Origin of the sequence: Pseudomonas sp. BO3-4 (genome assembly GCF_034044115.1) — a bacterium.
In the GTDB taxonomy this organism is placed as follows: Bacteria; Pseudomonadota; Gammaproteobacteria; order Pseudomonadales; family Pseudomonadaceae; genus Aquipseudomonas; species Aquipseudomonas alloputida.
Window position 1 is genome coordinate 1075877 of record NZ_CP139018.1, and the last position, 19089, is coordinate 1094965.

At 62.2% G+C, this 19089-nt stretch carries 19 protein-coding genes; 12 read left to right on the forward strand and 7 right to left on the reverse strand.

Features of this window, described 5'->3' with window-relative positions; translation table 11 throughout:
• The first annotated feature begins 5 nt into the window (after positions 1 to 5).
• The 7 genes from REH59_RS04945 to hisC all read left to right on the forward strand — a co-directional run bounded on the left by REH59_RS04945 (position 6) and on the right by hisC (position 5986).
• Positions 6 to 653, forward strand: a complete 648-nt coding sequence (locus tag REH59_RS04945; RefSeq protein ID WP_003255123.1) for an MlaC/ttg2D family ABC transporter substrate-binding protein — start codon at positions 6 to 8, stop codon at positions 651 to 653.
• Positions 650 to 952 carry an STAS domain-containing protein gene (locus REH59_RS04950; RefSeq protein WP_003255122.1) on the forward strand — a complete coding sequence of 101 codons (303 nt, stop codon included), beginning with the start codon at positions 650 to 652 and terminating at the stop codon, positions 950 to 952. Before REH59_RS04945 ends, REH59_RS04950 begins: the two co-directional genes overlap by 4 nt.
• A gap of 117 nt (positions 953 to 1069) precedes the next feature.
• Complete coding sequence (locus REH59_RS04955) at positions 1070 to 1309, forward strand: BolA family protein (RefSeq protein ID WP_003255121.1); 240 nt, start codon at positions 1070 to 1072, stop codon at positions 1307 to 1309.
• A gap of 23 nt (positions 1310 to 1332) precedes the next feature.
• Entirely contained in the window at positions 1333 to 2598 is a 1266-nt protein-coding gene (gene murA / locus REH59_RS04960) for a UDP-N-acetylglucosamine 1-carboxyvinyltransferase (RefSeq protein ID WP_003255119.1), read from the forward strand.
• Positions 2599 to 2689: 91 nt separating this feature from the next.
• Positions 2690 to 3325, forward strand: coding sequence for an ATP phosphoribosyltransferase (hisG, locus tag REH59_RS04965; RefSeq protein WP_003255118.1), 636 nt, complete (start codon positions 2690 to 2692; stop codon positions 3323 to 3325).
• A 286-nt stretch (positions 3326 to 3611) separates the two neighbouring features.
• Positions 3612 to 4937, forward strand: coding sequence for a histidinol dehydrogenase (gene hisD, locus REH59_RS04970; RefSeq protein ID WP_003255117.1), 1326 nt, complete (start codon positions 3612 to 3614; stop codon positions 4935 to 4937).
• Between the two features lie 2 nt (positions 4938 to 4939).
• A complete protein-coding gene (gene hisC, locus REH59_RS04975) occupies positions 4940 to 5986 on the forward strand; it encodes a histidinol-phosphate transaminase (RefSeq protein WP_004574500.1) in 1047 nt (348 codons plus the stop codon).
• A gap of 658 nt (positions 5987 to 6644) precedes the next feature.
• Here the strand turns inward: hisC and REH59_RS04980 are convergent.
• Positions 6645 to 7829 (reverse strand): alkaline phosphatase family protein, encoded by a 1185-nt coding sequence (locus REH59_RS04980; protein ID WP_014860107.1) that lies wholly within the window; start codon positions 7827 to 7829, stop codon positions 6645 to 6647.
• 139 nt (positions 7830 to 7968) lie between these two features.
• Between REH59_RS04980 and REH59_RS04985 the strand changes: the two genes are divergently transcribed.
• From REH59_RS04985 to REH59_RS05000, 4 genes are all read left to right on the forward strand, one after another.
• On the forward strand, positions 7969 to 8619 hold the full coding sequence (locus REH59_RS04985; protein ID WP_014860108.1) for a FadR/GntR family transcriptional regulator: 651 nt from the start codon (positions 7969 to 7971) through the stop codon (positions 8617 to 8619).
• A 13-nt stretch (positions 8620 to 8632) separates the two neighbouring features.
• On the forward strand, positions 8633 to 9913 hold the full coding sequence (locus REH59_RS04990; RefSeq protein ID WP_128573644.1) for a CynX/NimT family MFS transporter: 1281 nt from the start codon (positions 8633 to 8635) through the stop codon (positions 9911 to 9913).
• Between the two features lie 109 nt (positions 9914 to 10022).
• A complete protein-coding gene (locus REH59_RS04995) occupies positions 10023 to 10499 on the forward strand; it encodes a nuclear transport factor 2 family protein (RefSeq protein ID WP_003255111.1) in 477 nt (158 codons plus the stop codon).
• Positions 10492 to 10833, forward strand: coding sequence for a GIY-YIG nuclease family protein (locus REH59_RS05000; protein WP_003255109.1), 342 nt, complete (start codon positions 10492 to 10494; stop codon positions 10831 to 10833). The genes REH59_RS04995 and REH59_RS05000 overlap by 8 nt, the downstream gene beginning before the upstream one ends.
• Here the strand turns inward: REH59_RS05000 and yejK are convergent.
• Positions 10781 to 11788 carry a nucleoid-associated protein YejK gene (yejK, locus tag REH59_RS05005; RefSeq protein ID WP_003255108.1) on the reverse strand — a complete coding sequence of 336 codons (1008 nt, stop codon included), beginning with the start codon at positions 11786 to 11788 and terminating at the stop codon, positions 10781 to 10783. The two genes, REH59_RS05000 and yejK, sit on opposite strands and share 53 nt — an antisense overlap.
• A 369-nt stretch (positions 11789 to 12157) precedes the next feature.
• Between yejK and REH59_RS05010 the strand changes: the two genes are divergently transcribed.
• A complete protein-coding gene (locus REH59_RS05010; protein WP_003255106.1) occupies positions 12158 to 12439 on the forward strand; it encodes an HU family DNA-binding protein in 282 nt (93 codons plus the stop codon).
• 47 nt (positions 12440 to 12486) lie between these two features.
• Here the strand turns inward: REH59_RS05010 and rlmF are convergent, their stop codons facing one another.
• The 5 genes from rlmF to REH59_RS05035 form a co-directional block, all read right to left on the reverse strand.
• Positions 12487 to 13440: a 23S rRNA (adenine(1618)-N(6))-methyltransferase RlmF gene (gene rlmF / locus REH59_RS05015; protein WP_004575659.1), complete on the reverse strand. Its 954-nt coding sequence runs from the start codon at positions 13438 to 13440 to the stop codon at positions 12487 to 12489.
• A 178-nt stretch (positions 13441 to 13618) separates the two neighbouring features.
• Positions 13619 to 16465, reverse strand: coding sequence for a valine--tRNA ligase (locus REH59_RS05020; RefSeq protein ID WP_004575658.1), 2847 nt, complete (start codon positions 16463 to 16465; stop codon positions 13619 to 13621).
• Between the two features lie 198 nt (positions 16466 to 16663).
• A complete protein-coding gene (locus tag REH59_RS05025) occupies positions 16664 to 17029 on the reverse strand; it encodes a hypothetical protein (RefSeq protein WP_003255102.1) in 366 nt (121 codons plus the stop codon).
• Between the two features lie 5 nt (positions 17030 to 17034).
• Positions 17035 to 17463 (reverse strand): DNA polymerase III subunit chi, encoded by a 429-nt coding sequence (locus REH59_RS05030; protein ID WP_004575657.1) that lies wholly within the window; start codon positions 17461 to 17463, stop codon positions 17035 to 17037.
• A 50-nt stretch (positions 17464 to 17513) separates the two neighbouring features.
• Positions 17514 to 19007 (reverse strand): leucyl aminopeptidase, encoded by a 1494-nt coding sequence (locus REH59_RS05035; protein WP_004575656.1) that lies wholly within the window; start codon positions 19005 to 19007, stop codon positions 17514 to 17516.
• Positions 19008 to 19089: the final 82 nt, after the last annotated feature.

Below are 19089 nucleotides of genomic sequence, written 5' to 3' on the forward strand. Positions count from 1 at the left end.
TACCCATGATTTCGATCTTGCGACGTGGCTTGCTGGTGCTGCTGGCGGCCTTCCCCCTGCTGGCCCTGGCTGTGCAGACACCGCACGAAGTGGTTCAAAGCACCACCAATGAACTGCTCGGCGACCTCAAGGCCAACAAGGAGCAGTACAAGTCCAACCCCAACGCCTTCTATGACTCGCTCAACCGCATTCTCGGCCCGGTGGTGGATGCTGACGGTATCTCGCGCAGCATCATGACCGTGAAATACTCGCGCAAGGCGACCCCGGAGCAGATGCAGCGCTTCCAGGAAAACTTCAAGCGCAGCCTGATGCAGTTCTATGGCAATGCCTTGCTCGAGTACAACAACCAGGGCATCACTGTCGACCCGGCTAAAGCCGATGACGGCAAGCGCGCCAGTGTCGGCATGAAGGTTACCGGCAACAACGGTGCCGTGTACCCCGTGCAGTACACCCTGGAGAACATTGGCGGCGAGTGGAAGGTGCGTAACGTGATCGTCAACGGCATCAACATCGGCAAGCTGTTCCGTGACCAGTTCGCCGATGCCATGCAGCGCAACGGCAATGACCTGGACAAGACCATCGACGGCTGGGCTGGCGAAGTGGCCAAGGCCAAGCAGGCTGCCGACAACTCGCCAGAGAAGACCGTCAAATGAGCGAGGCCGCTGTAAGCATGGCAGAGCCGGGCGTGCTGCGTCTGGCTGGCGTGCTGGATTACCGCAGCGGCCCGGCCTTGCGCAAGCAAGGCAAGGTGCTGATCGATGGCTCGCGCGAGCCGCGACTGGTGCTTGATTGCTCGGCTGTCGAGAAGTCGTCGAGTGTCGGCTTGTCGTTATTGCTTGCGTACATGCGTGATGCTCAGGCCACTGGCAAGGCGTGCGAAGTGCGTGGCATGCCTGACGACATGCGGGAAATTGCCGAGGTCTATGATCTCGATGAAGTGCTGGCAAGCTAGTGGCCCGGCCCGGATGATGGCCCCTCGGTCAGCGAAGCCTTCGTTGGGCTTCGCAGGCGAGGGGCTTTTTTGTATGATGGCCGACCCGTGCGCATCGGGCGCCGATTGAGGTTGAGCATGCAGGCCGTAGAAGTTAAAAGCTTCCTTGAAGAGAAATTGCCGGGTTCCCGGGTCGAAGTTGAAGGCGAAGGCTGCAACTTCCAGTTGAACGTGATCAGCGACGAGTTGGCTGGCCTGAGTCCGGTCAAACGCCAGCAGGCGATCTATGCTCACCTGAATCCGTGGATCGCCAATGGCAGCATCCATGCGGTAACCATGAAATTTTTCAGCAGCGCAGCCTGGGCTGAGCGCACCTGAGCCAACTTGGCGGCGAGACTCCAATGGACAAACTGATTATTACTGGCGGCGCTCGCCTTGACGGCGAGATCCGCATTTCGGGCGCGAAAAACGCAGCCCTGCCGATTCTGGCAGCGACCCTGCTGGCCGATGGCCCGGTCACCGTGGGCAACCTGCCGCACCTGCACGACATCACCACCATGATCGAGCTGTTCGGGCGCATGGGCATCGAGCCTGTGATCGACGAAAAGCTGTCGGTGGAGATCGATCCACGCACCATCAAGACCCTGGTCGCGCCGTACGAGCTGGTCAAGACCATGCGCGCCTCGATCCTGGTGCTGGGCCCGATGGTTGCCCGTTTCGGCGAAGCCGAAGTGGCCCTGCCTGGCGGTTGCGCCATTGGCTCGCGCCCGGTCGATCTGCACATCCGTGGCCTTGAGGCCATGGGGGCGAAGATCGAAGTGGAGGGCGGCTACATCAAGGCCAAGGCGCCTGAAGGTGGCCTGCGTGGCGCGCACTTCTTCTTCGACACCGTCAGCGTGACCGGTACCGAGAACATCATGATGGCCGCTGCCTTGGCCAAGGGCCGCAGCGTGTTGCAGAACGCCGCGCGTGAGCCTGAAGTGGTCGATCTGGCCAACTTCATCAACGCGATGGGCGGGAACATTCAGGGCGCAGGTACCGACACCATCACCATCGATGGTGTCGAACGACTGGATTCGGCCAACTACCGCGTCATGCCGGACCGCATCGAGACCGGTACCTACCTGGTTGCCGCTGCCGTGACCGGTGGCCGCGTCAAGGTCAAGGACACCGACCCTACCATCCTTGAAGCCGTGCTTGAAAAACTCAAGGAAGCGGGTGCCGACATCAACACCGGCGAGGACTGGATCGAGCTGGACATGCATGGCAAGCGGCCGAAAGCCGTGAACCTGCGTACTGCCCCGTATCCGGCGTTCCCGACCGACATGCAGGCGCAGTTCATCTCGCTGAACGCCATTGCCGAAGGCACTGGCGCGGTAATCGAGACCATCTTCGAAAACCGCTTCATGCATGTTTACGAAATGCACCGCATGGGCGCGCAGATCCAGGTCGAAGGCAACACCGCCATCGTTACTGGCGTCAAGGCGCTGAAGGGTGCCCCGGTCATGGCCACCGACCTGCGTGCTTCCGCCAGCCTGGTGCTGTCGGCGCTGGTTGCCGAAGGCGATACCCTGATCGATCGCATCTACCACATCGACCGTGGTTACGAGTGCATCGAGGAAAAACTGCAGATGCTCGGCGCGAAAATCCGCCGCGTACCGGGCTAGTACCCCGCGGGTGCAAGGACGCACCTTTTGAATTGAATGCGGCCAGGTCGATGACCTGGCCGGCAGCAGCCGCTTAAGGACCGACGTTCCAATGTTGACCATCGCGCTTTCCAAAGGCCGTATTCTCGACGATACCTTGCCGTTGCTCGCCGAGGCCGGCATCGTGCCGACCGAAAACCCGGACAAGAGCCGCAAACTGATCATTCCTACCACGCAGGACGATGTGCGCCTGCTGATCGTGCGTGCCACCGACGTGCCGACCTATGTCGAGCATGGTGCTGCCGACCTGGGTGTGGCCGGCAAGGACGTGCTGATGGAGTACGGCGGCCAGGGCCTGTATGAGCCCCTGGACCTGCAGATTGCTCAATGCAAGCTGATGACCGCGGGCGTAGTCGGCGCAGCCGAGCCCAAGGGCCGCCTGCGTGTGGCCACCAAGTTCGTCAACGTAGCCAAGCGTTACTATGCCGAACAAGGTCGCCAGGTCGACATCATCAAGCTGTATGGCTCGATGGAGCTGGCGCCGCTGATCAACCTTGCCGACAAGATCATCGACGTGGTCGACACCGGCAACACCCTGCGTGCCAACGGCCTGGAACCCCAGGAACTGATCGCCACGATCAGCTCGCGCCTGGTGGTCAACAAAGCCTCCATGAAAATGCAGCACGCCCGTATCCAGAGCCTGATCGACACGCTGCGTCAAGCGGTCGAATCGCGACACCGCGGTTGACTCCTGCGCGCGACCTTCGCTGTCGCGCCCGTCTATCCGCGTCATAGCCATTTTTCTCGGGTGCCCGCGCGGATGGACTGGTAGCTTGGGATTGTGCGAAAAGTCGCCGAGCGGCGATCATGCAAGAACGAAAACAGGCGAGGAACGGCCGGGGTCGCGCCCGACTTTGCTGGTTGCAAATGAGCATTCCAAGCCTGTTTTTAACGTAGCATGATCGTCGCGCAGGCACTTTTCGCACAATCCCCTAGGGCGCCTGAGCATTCGCTAATATTACGAGGCCCTCGCCATGACCGTGTCCACTGCAATTGCCCGTCTCAACGCCGCTGATCCGGATTTCGCTCGACATCTGGATCATCTGCTGAGCTGGGAAAGTGTGTCCGATGACGCGGTCAATCAGCGCGTGCTCGACATCATCAAGGCCGTGCGTGAACGCGGTGATGCGGCGCTGGTGGAATTCACCCAGCGCTTCGATGGTGTTGACGCCAAGTCGATTGACGACCTGATCCTCAATCGCGCGCGCCTGGAACTGGCGCTGACCCGTATTACACCGGTCCAGCGCGAGGCCCTGGAAAAGGCCGCCAACCGTGTGCGCATTTATCACGAGCGGCAGAAGCAGGATTCCTGGCAGTACACCGAGGCCGACGGCACCGTGCTCGGCCAGAAGGTCACCCCGCTGGACCGTGCTGGCCTGTATGTGCCGGGCGGCAAGGCGTCGTACCCGTCGTCGGTGCTGATGAACGCCATCCCGGCCAAGGTCGCGGGCGTGGCTGAGGTGGTGATGGTGGTACCGACCCCGCGTGGTGAGGTCAACGAGCTGGTGCTGGCGGCTGCCTGCATCGCCGGTGTCGACCGGGTGTTCACCGTCGGTGGTGCCCAGGCCGTGGCTGCGCTGGCCTACGGCACTGAAAGCGTGCCGCAGGTGGACAAGATCGTCGGCCCGGGCAACATCTACGTTGCCACCGCCAAACGCCACGTGTTCGGCCAGGTAGGCATTGACATGATCGCCGGCCCCTCGGAAATTCTCGTGGTGTGCGACGGTCAGACCGACCCGGACTGGATTGCCATGGACCTGTTCTCCCAGGCCGAGCACGACGAAGACGCCCAGGCCATCCTGGTCAGCCCGGATGCCGCCTTCCTCGATCGTGTGGCTGCCAGCATCGACAAGCTGATGCCGACCATGGAACGTGCCGATATCATCGAGAAGTCGATCAATGGCCGTGGTGCGCTGATCCAGGTGCGTGACATGCAGCAGGCCATGGACGTGGCCAACCGCATTGCACCGGAGCACCTGGAGCTGTCCGTGGCCGACCCGCAAGCCTGGCTGCCACACATTCGCCACGCTGGCGCGATCTTCATGGGCCGCCACACCAGCGAAGCGCTGGGCGATTACTGCGCTGGCCCTAACCACGTGCTGCCCACTTCAGGTACCGCGCGTTTTTCGTCGCCGCTGGGGGTGTATGACTTCCAGAAGCGTTCGTCGATCATCTTCTGCTCCGAACAGGGCGCTTCCGAACTGGGCCACACTGCCTCGGTCCTGGCCCGTGGCGAGTCGCTGACCGCCCACGCCCGCAGCGCTGAATACCGTATCCTGACCCAAGAGAAGGGGAACTGAGCATGAGTCGATTCTGGAGCCCCTTCGTCAAGGACCTGGTGCCTTACGTGCCGGGCGAGCAACCCAAGCTGGCCCGCCTGGTCAAGCTGAACACCAACGAAAACCCCTATGGCCCGTCGCCCAAGGCGCTGGAGGCCATGCGCGGCGAGCTGAACGATAACCTGCGCCTGTACCCGGACCCGAACGGTGACCGTCTCAAGCAAGCGGTGGCCGAGTACTACGGCGTGACCCCGGCGCAAGTGTTTGTCGGCAACGGCTCGGACGAGGTGCTGGCGCACATCTTCCACGGCCTGTTCCAGCACGATGCGCCCCTGCTGTTCCCGGACATCAGCTACAGCTTCTACCCGGTGTACTGCGGCCTGTACGGCATTGCCTTCGAACAGGTGGCGCTGGATGAGCAGTTCCAGATCCGTATTGAGGACTACAAAAAGCCCAACGCTGGCATCATCTTCCCCAACCCCAACGCGCCGACCGGTTGCCTGATGCCGTTGCAGGTGGTGGAGCAGCTGCTGCAGGCTAACCGTGATTCGGTGGTGGTAGTGGATGAGGCCTACATCGATTTCGGTGGTGAAACGGCGATCAGCCTGGTGGACCGCTACGATAACCTGCTGGTTACCCAGACGCTGTCGAAGTCGCGCTCGCTGGCGGGGCTGCGAGTGGGCCTGGCGGTGGGGCACCCGGACCTGATCGAGGCCTTGGAGCGGATCAAGAACAGCTTCAACTCCTATCCGCTGGACCGTGCAGCTATCGTCGGTGCGGCGGTGGCGTTCGAAGACCGTGAGTACTTCGAGGACACCTGCCGCAAGGTGATAGACAGCCGCGAGGTGTTGGTCGGTCAGCTGCAGGCCAAGGGCTTTGAGGTGCTGCCGTCGGCTGCCAACTTCATCTTCGCCCGCCACCCGCAGCAGGATGCCGGCGAGCTGGCGGCACGCTTGCGCGAGCAGGGCGTGATCGTGCGTCACTTCAAGCAGCCGCGTATTGCTCAGTTCCTGCGGATCACCATCGGTACGCCGGAAATGAACCAGGCACTGCTGGATGCGTTGAGCTGACGTGTAGGAGCGGGTTTACCCGCGAATACGGTAGCGGCGGCAACGGTGAACGGCGGGTGGAAACTGGCCAGCAGGCCCGGCCCATTCGCGGGTGAACCCGCTCCTACAACAGCCTGTGCGCGTCCAATGTAGGAGCGGGTTTACCCGCGAATACGGTAGCGGCGGCAGCGGCGAACGGTCGGTGGAAATTGGCCGGCAGGCCCGGCCCATTCGCGGGTGAACCCGCTCCTACAACAGCCTGTGCGCGTCCAATGTAGGAGCGGGTTTACCCGCGAATACGGTAGCGGCGGCAACGGTGAACGGCGGGTGGAAACTGGCCAGCAGGCCCGGCCCATTCGCGGGTGAACCCGCTCCTACAACAGCCTGTGCGCGTCCATCGTAGGAGCGGGTTTACCCGCGAATACGGTAGCGGCGGCAGCGGCGAACGGTCGGTGGAAATTGGCCAGCAGGCCCGGCCCATTCGCGGGTGAACCCGCTCCTACAACAGCCTGTGCGCGTCCAATGTAGGAGCGGGTTTACCCGCGAATACGGTAGCGGCGGCAACGGTGAACGGCGGGTGGAAACTGGCCAGCAGGCCCGGCCCTTTCGCGGGTGAACCCGCTCCTACGGGGATCGCGCCAGCCCTTGAGGAACGACAGAACTGTTGCTTCTCAAGGGCTTAATAGCGGCGGTCTTCGATCACAAATGGCTTGGCTGCCGGCCTGTTGCGCACCGCCGCCGGTGTACCATCCAGCACCAGTACATAATCGTTCTGCTTGTCCATCCCCTCCGGATCGATCCATTGATCGTCTCTGGCCGCAACCTGGGCAACCACATGGCCGTTCTTGATAATGGTCAGATAACCCTTGGCGTTACTGTTCCAGCGTAGCCGTCCTTTGTTTTCATCGGCCCGCGCCTTGCGCACACCGGTATCACCCAGTAAAGGCGTGCCGTCCAAAAGCCACTGCGGCTGCAGCTTGAGGCCCATGTGGCGCAGCACCGTGGGCGCTACCGAGGTCTGCGCAGGAAGCCCGTACAGGCCGCCGGGCCCAGGCATCTCCACAGGAAGGCTCAGCTCGGTCAGTTCCTGATTCAACGGCTTGTTGCTGGCGATGAAGATACTCTTTTCCTGCTCCGAAGCGCCGCCATGGCCTTTCCCCCAATAGTCCCGGCCATGGTTGGTGCTGACGAGTACCAGCCAGTCTTCCTGTGGGAACATGCGACGCCGCTGGTCTACCTTGTCCAATAGCCGCCCGATCTCGCTGTCGGCCTTGCGCAACGCCTGCGCGTAGTGCTCACCATAACCCCTTTGATGGCCGATCTGGTCAGGTTCGTCCAGTTGAATGAACGTGAAGTCAGCGGGTGTGTCACCCAGGATCTGCAACGTACGCGCAATCACCTGTTCATCTGGCAAACCACTTTCGCGTACATCGGCGTCATGGGCGTCCTCCAGCAGAAATGCCGTGTTGATGGGTGACCAGTTGACGATGCTGGAGAGGTAGGCATTGGGGTAGGCCAGGCGTAGCCGCTTGAACAGGCTGGGAAACGCCGGGTTGACCCGTTGCGAGTCGTCGTCCGATTCAACGCCATGCTTGTTGCTCCACACGCCGGTCAGCAAAGTGATCCAGCCAGGGCCGCTCAACGTGAGCTGCTCGCTGGCTTTACCATTGATACCCCCGGCGTAAGCCTTGCCGTAGTAAAGCCGCTGCTCCAGGTTGGTTGCATCGCCCAGTTGCAAATACTGCTGCAGTTGCACGCCATCAAGGCCGATGAGCAAGGTCTTGGGGCGGCTCGGGTGCCGGGCCGGGTCACAGCCTGGCTGCAGGGCCAGGAACAGCAGTAACAGCAAACTCGCCATTCGCATGTGGGCGCATCCTTGAAAGCACGCAACGAGCGTTGCAACAAAGGGGCATGCCCACAACTGGCAGAAATACCAGGTGGTTTACGTCTTCGCCTGCAATCCAGTAAGCTGCGGCAATTCATCGGATGATTGGTTGAGTGACATGAATACAGAGCTGACCAAGCGTTCCCTGGTGGAGTTGGCGGTAGAGCGCATGCGCGAATGCATCGTGCTGGGCGATTGGCAGGTCGGTCAGCGCCTGCCTACCGAGCCCGAGCTTGCCTTGCAACTGGGCATTAGCCGTAACACGGTGCGTGAGGCCATGCGCGTGCTGGCGTTCAGTGGCCTGGTGGAAATTCGCCAGGGAGACGGAAGCTACCTGCGCACTGCCCAGGACCCGCTGCAGGCGGTGCACGCGATGTCCCGGTGTACGCCCGAGCAGGCCCGTGAAACCCGCCATATCCTCGAGGCGGAGGCCGTCGGGCTGGCGGCCTTGCGCCGTACCGATACCGACCTGCAAGCGCTACGGGATGCCCTGGAAGGCAGTGCCGGGCATTTTCACGGCGATGTCGATGCCTATGTGGCCTGCGACCTGGTGTTCCACCAGCGGCTGGTCGATGCCGCCCACAACCCGGCATTAAGCGAACTGTACCGTTACTTTTCCGGGGTCGTGGCTGCCGCTCTGCAACACAATATGGCCACCGTTCCGCGCTGCCAGGCCACGTTCGACTTGCATGGGCAGATCCTCGACGCCATCGAGCAACGGGACGCTGAACGGGCCAAGCGCCTGAGCCGTACCCTCATTGAATCCTGACACCGAGAAGGCCATGGCTGAATCCATCACCCGTAATACCCCATCGAACGAGCGGGATCTCGATGAGCTGCTGATCGACGCTGAAGCTGACGACGAACAGGTCCAGCAACAGGCTGTGGTGTTGCGGCGGCCCTGGCTGTTGCTGCTGGGCCTGGTGCTGGTGGCCTTGAACCTGCGCCCGGCATTGTCGAGCATGGCGCCGGTGCTGGGCCAAGTATCTGAAGGCTTGGGGCTGAATGCTTCGCAGGCGGGCTTGCTGACCACCTTGCCGGTGCTCTGCCTGGGCCTGTTTGCTCCCTTGGCGCCAGTGCTGGCGCGGCGCTTTGGCAGCGAGCGGGTGATTCTTGGCATCCTCGTCACCCTGGCGCTTGGCCTCGTGGTACGAAGTACCTTTGGGGCTGTCGGGGTGTTCCTCGGCAGCCTGATGGCAGGGGCCAGCATCGGCATTATCGGCGTATTGTTGCCAGGTATCGTCAAGCGCGACTTTCCGCAACACGCTGGCACGCTGACCGGTGTATACACCATGGCATTATGCCTGGGCGCGGCCATGGCCGCGGGTGCCACCGTGCCGTTGGCCCAGCATTTCGACGGCAGCTGGGCACTAGGGTTGGGCTTCTGGGTGCTGCCGGCTTTGCTGGCTATGCTGGTGTGGCTGCCACAGGCCCGTCAGGGGCATGGGCTGCACAGGGTGGCCTATCGCGTGCGAGGCTTGTGGCGTGACCCACTGGCCTGGCAGGTGACCCTGTATATGGGCCTGCAGTCATCACTGGCCTACATCGTGTTCGGTTGGTTGCCATCGATCCTGATCGGTCGCGGCCTCAGCCCTACCGAGGCAGGGCTGGTGCTGTCGGGGTCGGTAATCGTGCAGTTGATCAGCTCGCTCAGTGCCCCCTGGCTGGCCACCCGCGGCAAGGACCAGCGGCTGGCAATCGTGCTGGTCATGTCAGGTACGCTGGCGGGGCTGTTCGGTTGCCTGTATGCGCCACTTTCCGGGTTGTGGGGGTGGGCCATTGTGCTGGGCCTGGGGCAGGGCGGTACCTTTGCCCTGGCGCTGACCTTGATCGTGCTGCGCTCGAAAGATGCCCACGTGGCGGCGAACTTGTCGAGCATGGCCCAAGGGGTGGGTTATACCCTGGCCTCGCTGGGGCCTTTCGCGGTGGGCCTGGTGCATGACCTGACCGGCGGCTGGGCGGCATTGGGTTGGATTTTTGCGGTACTGGGCGTTGGCGCCGTCGTGTTCGGGCTGGGTGCCGGGCGGGCACTGCAGGTGCAGGTGACCTGCGAAAAAGTCTGAGGCCTGTTTTTGCAGTACCGTCCTCTTGCCTGCCAAGAGGAGGGTACTGGCATAAGCCATCGGGGCAGATTATCGTGCAGTTTTCGAACCTAGGACGGACAAGCCCACAATGAGCGATGCCAACCGCGCCCTGATTACCCGTTTCTACCAGGCTTTCCAGCGCCTGGATGCCGACGCCATGCTGGCCTGCTACAGCAGCGATATCGTTTTCAGCGACCCGGTGTTCGGCACCCTGCGCGGCAAGGACGCAGGCGATATGTGGCGGATGCTCACCACCCGCGCCAAGAACTTCACCCTGACATTCGACAGCATACGTGCAGATGAGCACAGTGGCAGCGCGCACTGGGTGGCTACCTACCTGTTCAGCCAGACCGGCCGTGTTGTGGTCAACGATATCCAGGCACGCTTTGTCATGCGTGATGGGCTGATTTGCCAGCATGACGATACCTTTGACCTGTGGCGCTGGTCGCGGCAAGCGTTGGGTGTTCCTGGAATGCTGCTGGGGTGGTCGCCGCTGATGCAGAACAAGGTCCGCCTGCAGGCATTCAAGGGGTTGCGCGCATTCCAGCAGGCCCAGGGTGAGTGAAGTCGTCGAACCTGCCGTTGGTAAGCCCTGGTTTGTCTATCTGGTAAGGGCAGCCAATGGCTCGTTGTATTGCGGCATCAGCGATGACCCGCAGCGTCGGTTCGCCGCGCATCAGAAAGGGCAGGGCGCCCGCTATTTCAAGACCAGCCCGGCCCAGGCGCTGGTGTACGTGGAGCAGTGGCCGGACAAGGGCGCGGCGCTGCGCCAGGAGCGGTTGGTGAAGCGGCTGCGCAAGTCAGCGAAGGAGGCACTGGTGGCCTCCTTTGGGGGCTTGGGGGAAATCAGTCCTTGCGGCGCTTCAGCTGATCCACCAAGGTTGTCGGCAGCCCCTTGATGATCAAGGTCCCCGCCGCTTCGTCATACTCCACCTTGTCCCCCAGCAAATGTGCCTCGAAGCTGATCGACAGCCCCTCGGCACGCCCGGTGAAACGGCGGAACTGGTTGAGGGTGCGCTTGTCAGCAGGGATTTCCGGCGACAGGCCGTAGTCCTTGTTGCGGATGTGGTCGTAGAACGCTTTGGGGCGGTCTTCGTCGATCAGGCTGGACAGCTCTTCGAGCGTCACCGGCTCGCCCAGCTTGGTCTGGGTGGTGGCGTACTCGACCAGGGTCTGGGTCTTTTCGCGGGCGGATTCTTCCGGCAGGTCTTCGCTTTCGACGAAATCGCTGAAGGCCTTGAGCAGGGTACGCGTTTCGCCCGGGCCGTCGACGCCTTCCTGGCAGCCGATGAAGTCGCGGAAGTAATCCGACACCTTCTTGCCGTTCTTGCCCTTGATGAACGAAATATACTGCCTGGAGTTCTGGTTGTTCTTCCACTCCGACAGGTTGATGCGTGCTGCCAGGTGCAGCTGGCCAAGGTCGAGATGACGGGAAGGGGTCACGTCGAGCTCGGCATTCACCGCCACGCCTTCGCTATGGTGCAGCAGGGCGATCGCCAGGTACTCGGTCATGCCTTGCTGATAGTGGGCAAACAGGATGTGGCCGCCGGTGGACAGGTTGGACTCTTCCATCAGCTTCTGCAGATGCTCGACAGCCACGCGGCTGAAGGCGGTGAAGTCCTTTTCCCCCTCCAGGTACTGCTTCAGCCAGCCGCTCAGCGGGTAGGCGCCCGATTCGCCATGGAAAAAACCCCAGGCCTTGCCTTGCTTGGCGTTGTAGCTGTCATTGAGGTCGGCCAGGAGGTTTTCGATGGCATCGGAGGCAGCCAGTTCGGAGTCGCGAGCATGCAGCACGGCGGGGCTGCCATCGGGCTTTTTGTCGATCAGGTGAACGATGCAATGACGGATTGGCATGGAATTCTCGGCGAGCTGCAAAAGTTGCCAAGTTTAACCTAGACCTGAGGTGATGCAGTGGCCGTATGTTGGCAGATATGTCGGTTGTTCGTTTTTTGTTCAATTTTGTGTGTTTTCAGCTGAAACCCCCGAAAAACCTGCATTTAATCAAAGTGCGAAGCGGATATTTATCCATTCCTGTGGTAGTTTTGCGCGGTCTTGCGCCCCTCGTGTGCGCATTGCTGGCAGCATGCTGTCGTCGTGTCGAACCAAACGCCGATTTTCGTATCTACATACGCAATTGGCGCGGCCCTCCATTTCAAGGGGCTGGCCCGATAACGTCGTAGTCCGCTGCATAACCATCGAATTTGATAGGGAAGGAACACCACCATGGCATTGACCAAAGACCAACTGATTGCCGACATCGCCGAATCGATCGCCGCGCCAAAAGCCACCGCCAAGAACGCTCTGGAGCAACTGGGCCAGATCGTTGCCGACCAGCTGGAAAACGGCGCTGAAATCACTCTGCCAGGCATCGGCAAGCTGAAAGTCTCCGAGCGTCCTGCCCGTACCGGCCGCAACCCTTCGACTGGCGCTGCCATCGAAATCGCTGCCAAGAAAGTCGTCAAGTTCGTTCCAGCCAAAGTGCTGACCGACGCTATCAACAAGTAATTGTTGTTTTGACGAAACCGCGCCCGGCTTGCCCGGGCGCGGTTTTTTCATGCCTGTGATTTACGCTGGGCGTGCCAGGCCTGGCGTGCGGCGTCATCATGGAAGCTCCAGGCGACCATGCGGCTCTGTTTCTGCCCCTGGCCCATCTCGATGATGCGCACGGCCTTGGCGCCGGACTTCTTCAACGCGGCCTCGATGCCCGGCAGGTTGCTGGCCTTGGACACCAGGCTGGTGAACCACAGCACCCGTTCGGCGTACTGCACGCTTTCGCCAATCAACTGGGTGACAAAGCGGATTTCGCCACCTTCGCACCACAGTTCATTGTTCTGGCCACCGAAGTTCAGCACCGGCAGCTTGCGTTTGGGGTCCTGCTTGCCGAGGTTCTTCCATTTGCGCTGGCTGCCGCGGGTGGCTTCGTCGCGTGAGGCATGGAAGGGCGGGTTGCACAGGGTCAGGTCAAAGCGTTCGCCCTCCTGCAGCAGGCCGCTGAGGATGTGCGCTCGGTTGGCCTGCTGGCGCAGGGTAATGGCTTTGCCCAGGCCATTGGCCTGGACGATAGCCTTGGCCGAGGCCAGAGCCACGGGGTCGATGTCTGAACCGAGGAAGCGCCAGCGGTAGTCGCTGTGGCCCAGCAGTGGATAGATGCAGTTGGCCCCCACGCCGACGTCCAGCGCACGCACTTGGGCGCCCCTTGGGACGTCGCCAGCATTGTCATCGGCCAACAGGTCGGCGGCTACGTGGATGTAGTCGGCACGGCCAGGAATGGGCGGGCACAGGTAATCGGCTGGGATGTCCCAGTGCTGGATGCCGTACTGGGCCTTGAGCAGTGCACGGTTGAACACGCGGACGGCTTCGGGGTTGGCAAAGTCGATGCTGGGCTTGCCGTGGGGATTGGTGATGGTGAAACGGGCCAGGTCAGGGTGGGCCTTGATCAGGCTGGGGAAGTCGTAGCGACCCTGGTGGCGGTTGCGCGGGTGCAGGGTGGGTTTGTTCGGGGTCATGGCAGTGTCCAGCCCTATACGAGCGGTGGCTTGAAGAACCTGGGGCTGCTACGCAGCCCTTTCGCGACACAAGGCCGCTCCCACAGGGTGGTGGCGCCTTGAAGGTTGGCGCCGTCCTGTGGGAGCGGCCTTGTGTCGCGAAAGGGCCGTGCAGCGGCCCCAACGGTCTCTCTAGTGATTACAGCGCTGCAATCCGCGCATGCTGCTCGGTGAAGTTGGCCAGGGCCTGTTCGGACTCGGCCAGCTTGGCGCGTTCCTTCTCGATCACCGCAGGCGGGGCCTTGTCGACGAAGGCTGCGTTGGACAGCTTGCCGCCAACACGTTGCACTTCACCTTGCAGGCGCTGGATTTCCTTGTTCAGGCGCGCCAGCTCGGCATCCTTGTCGATCAGCCCGGCCATTGGCACCAGCACTTGCAGGTCACCGACCAGGGCGGTAGCGGACAGCGGCGCTTCGTCGGCATCACCCAGTACGGTGAACGACTCGACCTTGGCCAGCTTCTTGAGCAGCGCTTCGTTTTCCTGCAGGCGGCGCTGGTCGTCGGCGTTGGCGTTCTTCAGGAACAGCGGCAGCGGCTTGCCGGGGCCGATGTTCATTTCGGCGCGGATATTACGCAGGCCGACCATCAACTCTTTCAGCCACTCGATGTCGCCTTCGGCGGCGGCGTCAATGCGCGTTTCGTTGGCCACTGGCCATGGCTGCAGCATGATGGTCTTGCCGTCGATGCCGGCCAGCGGCGCGATGCGCTGCCAGATTTCTTCGGTGATGAACGGCATGAACGGATGCGCAAGACGCAGTGCCACCTCCAGCACGCGCACCAAGGTGCGGCGGGTGCCACGGGCGCGCTCTACCGGGGCGTTTTCGTCCCACAGTACCGGTTTGGACAGCTCCAGGTACCAGTCGCAGTACTGGTTCCAGATAAACTCGTACAGCGCCTGGCTGGCCAGGTCGAAGCGGAACTGCTCCAGCTGGCGGGTTACTTCGGCTTCGGTACGCTGAAGTTGCGAGATGATCCAGCGGTCTGCCAGCGACAGCTCGTAGGCTTCGCCGTTCTGGCCGCAGTCTTCACCCTTGTCCAGCACGTAGCGGGCTGCGTTCCAGATCTTGTTGCAGAAGTTGCGGTAGCCTTCGACGCGGCCCATGTCGAACTTGATGTCGCGGCCGGTCGAGGCCAGCGAGCAGAAGGTGAAGCGCAGGGCGTCGGTGCCGTAGCTGGCAATACCTTCGGGGAACTCGGCCTTGGTCTGCTTGGCGATCTTCTCGGCAAGCTTGGGCTGCATCATGCCGCTGGTGCGTTTTTCCAGCAGGGCGTCGAGGGTAATACCGTCGACGATGTCCAGCGGGTCCAGCACGTTGCCCTTGGACTTGGACATCTTCTGGCCTTGGCCGTCTCGTACCAGGCCGTGTACGTACACGGTCTTGAACGGTACCTGCGGGGTGCCGTCTTCGTTCTTGATCAGGTGCATGGTCAGCATGATCATGCGCGCAACCCAGAAGAAGATGATGTCGAAGCCAGTCACCAGCACGTCGGTGGAGTGGAACTTCTTGAGGAATTCGGTCTGTTCCGGCCAGCCCAGGGTGGAGAATGTCCACAGGCCCGAGCTGAACCAGGTGTCGAGTACGTCGTCATCCTGACGCAGGACCACATCGGCGCCCAGCTTGTGCTTGGCGCGCACTTCTTCCTCGTTGCGGCCAACGTAGACCTGGCCGGCCTCGTCGTACCACGCAGGAATGCGATGGCCCCACCACAGTTGGCGGCTGATGCACCAGTCCTGGATATCGCGCATCCAGGAGAAGTACATGTTCTCGTATTGCTTGGGCACGAACTGGATGCGGCCATCTTCCACGGCGGCGATGGCAGGCTCTGCCAGCGGCTTGGTGGAAACGTACCACTGGTCGGTCAGCCACGGCTCGATGACCGTGCCGGAACGGTCGCCTTTCGGCACTTTCAGGGCGTGGTCGTCGATGCTGACCAGCAGGCCCTGGGCGTCCAGGTCGGCGACGATCTGCTTGCGCGCGACAAAGCGGTCAAGGTTGGCGTACTGGGCCGGCAATTGGGTGTCGACCTGCTCGTTAACGCTGCCGTCGAGGTTGAAGGCCTGGGCGCTGGCCAGCACGAAGGCGTTCTTGTCGAAGATGTTCAGCAGTGGCAGGTTGTGACGCTTGCCGACTTCGTAGTCGTTGAAGTCGTGGGCCGGGGTGATCTTCACGCAACCGGTACCGAACTCGGGGTCGCAGTAGTCATCGGCGATGATCGGGATGCGGCGGCCGACCAATGGCAGTTCGACGAATTTGCCGATCAGTGCCTGGTAGCGTTCGTCGTTCGGGTTGACTGCTACGGCAGCGTCACCCAGCAGGGTTTCCGGACGCGTGGTGGCAACTACCAGGTAGTCCTGGCCTTCGGCGGTCTTGGCGCCGTCGGCCAGCGGGTAGCGCAGGTTCCACAGGTGGCCTTTCTCGTCGTGGTTTTCCACTTCGAGGTCGGAGATGGCCGTGTGCAGCTTGGTGTCCCAGTTGACCAGGCGCTTGCCGCGGTAGATAAGGCCGTCTTCATGCAGGCGCACGAACGCTTCTTTAACCGCTTCGGAGAGGCCGTCGTCCATGGTGAAGCGCTCGCGGCTCCAGTCTACCGATGAGCCCAGGCGGCGAATCTGGCGGCTGATGTTGCCGCCGGACTGATCCTTCCATTCCCAGACTTTTTCCAGGAACTTTTCGCGGCCCAGGTCATGACGGTTCTGGCCTTTGGCTTCAAGTTGGCGCTCGACCAGCATCTGCGTGGCGATACCCGCGTGATCGGTACCCGGCTGCCACAGGGTGTCGCGGCCTTGCATGCGGCGGAAACGGATCAGGGCGTCCATGATCGCGTTGTTGAACCCGTGGCCCATGTGCAGGCTGCCGGTTACGTTCGGCGGCGGGATCATGATGGTGTAGGACTCGCCTGCACCTTGTGGAGCGAAATAGTTCTCGGACTCCCAGGTGTTGTACCAGGAAGTTTCGATTGCGTGCGGCTGGTAGGTCTTATCCATGCGCGGCGGGACCCTGTGCATTTATTCGGGAAAGCCGGGAAGTATAACCAAGCTGGGGGCCGCAGGCGACAAGCTGCTGACAACTGTCGGAACAGAGTCGCCTGCTTCGCGGGCAAGTCCGCTCTTACGGGCAAAGCGCAGGCTCAGAACCTGTGGGAGTGGGCGCGCCCGCGAAGCAGGCGACACCGTTGCCCGGGTCTACTCGGAACGCTTGATCAGCCGCTCGATCCGCGCATCCAGCCGGCGCTTGATTTCGTTCTCGATATGCGGGGTAAAGTCGTTGATCACGTCCTGCATGATCATCTGCGCTGCGGCGCGCAGCTCGCTTTCCAGGTGCAGCAGGGTGTCCTGGCGGCGGGTCTGCGGGTCGTCCTCGGGTTCGGCAGCTACAGGTTCGGCGGGCGCCGCGGGGTCGCTGGCGGCTTCGTCCAGCAGCAACGGAATCTGCTCTACCGTCTCGGTGAGCAGCGGCGGTTGCAGGTCGGCGTCGCCAAGCAGCTGACGGATCGACTCGAGGTCATCGAGCAGATGGGCGGAATCGGGCAAAGGGGAGGGCTTGTCCATCGTCGTCAAAGTCGCTGTAAGCGGTGGTCTTGCAGAGCATAGCCCTGTTCACGGTAGAAACGGAATCGCTCACGGGCTGATTGGCGGATAGCCGGCTCTTCAACAACGATTTCGGCCACCCGCTCGAACTGCCCGACAAAGCCCGGCACGCTGGCGCCGAGGTTGATCAGCAGGCCGTGGTGCTCGCCGGCGTTGTCAGCCAGGCCCAGAACCACGTCAGCATCGGCATGCACCTCGGCGAGGTCGTGGGGCACGAAGGCCTCGCCCTTGAAGCGCCACAAGCGTTGGTCCAGTTCACTGCGCTGTTCTGCATCCTGGCAGTGCAAATAGACCTGGTGGCCAAGGCGCCAGGCCTTCTCGCACAGCTTGCAGGCGAAATCGAGCCGCGCCGACAGCGAGTCGGTGGGCAGAATGTAGAAGTCGACTTTGCTCATGGTGGGAATCGCCGGCCGGTGGCGCGCCAGGCACCACCGGCTTCACGGCTTCAGGCGCCAGCGCGGTCCAGCAGGTACTGGGTCAACAGAGGTACCGGGCGGCCAGTGGCGCCCTTGTCCTTGCCGCCACTGACCCAGGCGGTGCCGGCGATGTCCATGTGCGCCCAGTTGTAGGCTTTGGCGAAGCGCGACAGGAAGCAACCCGCGGTGATCGTACCGGCCTTCGGCCCACCGATGTTGCCCATGTCGGCGAACGGGCTGTCCAGCTGCTCCTGGTATTCATCGAACAGCGGCAGCTGCCAGGCACGGTCGTCGGCGCGCTTGCCGGCATCGAGCAACTGCCCGACCAGGTCGTCGTTATTGCCCATCAGGCCGGAGGTGTGGCTGCCCAGGGCGACGATGCAGGCGCCGGTCAGGGTGGCGATGTCGATCACCGCCTGCGGCTTGAAGCGCTCGGCGTAGGTCAGGGTGTCGCACAGCACCAGGCGGCCTTCAGCGTCGGTGTTGAGGATTTCCACCGTCTGACCGCTCATGGTGGTGACGATGTCACCTGGGCGGGTGGCGCCGCCGCTTGGCATGTTCTCGGCGCAGGCCAGCAGGCACACCAGGTTGATCGGCAGCTGCAGCTCGAGCACTGCACGCAGGGTGCCGAACACGCTGGCGGCGCCGCACATGTCGTACTTCATTTCATCCATGCCGGCGCCTGGCTTGAGGCTGATGCCGCCGGTGTCGAAGGTAATGCCTTTACCCACCAGCACGAATGGCTTGTCGGCCTTTTTGCCGCCCTGGTAATTGAGCACGATCAGGCGTGGCGGCTGGTCGCTGCCCTGGCCCACGGCGTAGAACGCGCCCATGCCCAGGTCCTTGATCTTTTTCTCGTCCAGCACTTCAACCTTGAGGGCCTTGTGCGCCTTGCCCAGTTCCTTGGCCTGTTCGGCCAGGAAGCTTGGGTGGCAAAGGTTGGGTGGCAGGTTGCCGAGGTCACGGGTGAAGGCCATGCCGCTGGCGATGGCGCTGGCATGCTTGACCGCACGCTCGACTTCGGCCTGGCCGGCTTTGTCGGCCAGCAGGGTGACCTTTTTCAGCGCACGCGGCTCGGCTTTCTGGCTTTTGAAACGGTCGAACACATATTCGCCGTCCAGCAGGGTTTCGGCCAGCAGGCGATATTTGCCGTAATGGGCGTCGCGGTTGCTGACCGCGATATCGTCCAGGGCCAGTACTGCGTCAGCGCCGTTCAGGCCCTTGAGCACGCCAGCGACACTGGCCACCAGTTTGCGCCAGGCGCGGTCGCCCAAGGCTTCTTCCTTGCCGCTACCCACCAGCAGCACGCGCTCGGCCTTCAGGCCCGGGAGGTTCTGTAGCAGCAGGGTCTGGCCCGGCTTGCCGGCCAGGTCGCCGCGCTTGAGCACGGCGCTGATGGCGCCTTCGCTGGCCTGGTCGACAGCCTTGGCAACAGCGCCGAGCTTGCGGTTTTCACCTACCGGAAGGACCAGTGTGGCGGTTTTTACGGATGCAGCAGCTACGCTTTTTACAACCAGTTCCATGTCAGGATCCCCGAATGATCGATACGAATGGCGCTGTGTGTTCCAGCGCTCTGGACGGGCCTGGCCGCGTCGTCGCGCACCA